1 protein-coding gene is annotated in these 847 nt (G+C 70.0%); it reads right to left on the bottom strand.

The window, feature by feature from the left end; genetic code table 11:
* A partial coding sequence (locus tag E0F75_RS39625; RefSeq protein WP_308189669.1) for a ketoacyl-synthetase C-terminal extension domain-containing protein occupies nucleotides 1–817 on the bottom strand: 817 nt, incomplete at its 3' end.
* Nucleotides 818–847 lie beyond the last annotated feature (30 nt).

Genomic DNA, 847 nt, shown 5'->3' with positions numbered 1-847 from the left:
GCCACAGGCCCACCTCCAGCGCCACCAGTCCCACTTGCGCGAAGGCGGTCTGGTCGATCAGGTCACCGCGACCGTCCTCACCGAAGAGCACCGGACGCAACGGCTCCGGCAACAACTCATCCGCCACCGCACACACCTCGTCCACCACACCGGCGAACGCCTCGAACCGCGCATACAGCTCCGCACCCATACCGGCGAACTGAGACCCCTGGCCGGTGAACAACACCGCCCTCTTGCCTGCCACCGGCGAACCGGTCACCAAGCCCTCGACCGAACCGCCCTCCGCCAGCGCATCAAGACCCGCACCCAACTCCGCGACGCCCTCACCCACGACCACCGCACGGTCCTCCAGCACCGCACGGTTCATCAACGTCGCGGCCACACCCGCGACATCGACACCCTCGCCGCCCCGGACGAACTCCGCCAGCTGGGCCGCCTGACCCCGCAGACCCGCGTCACCCCGGCCCGACACCACCCACGGCACCGGCCCCGGAATCTCCGACGTCGGCATCCCCGGCGTCGCCGCCACAGGCTCGACAGCAGAAGGCACGACGGCCGACGGCTCCTCAAGAATCACATGGGCGTTGGTGCCGCTGACCCCGAACGAGGACACCCCCGCCCGCCGTACGTGCTCCTCACCGGGCCACGGCACCGGCTCCGTCAGCAGACGCACCTCACCCGCGGACCAGTCCACGTGCGACGACGGTTCATCGACATGGAGGGACTCCGGCAGCAGCCCGTGCCGCATCGCCATCACCATCTTGATCACACCGGCCACACCCGCGGCAGCCTGCGTGTGCCCGATGTTCGACTTCACCGACCCCAGCCACAGCGGACGGCCCTCCGG

It is taken from the genome of Streptomyces sp. CB02980, from assembly GCF_014451325.2.
Lineage (GTDB): Bacteria > Actinomycetota > Actinomycetes > Streptomycetales > Streptomycetaceae > Streptomyces.
This window is presented reverse-complemented; position numbering and strand designations above follow the sequence as displayed.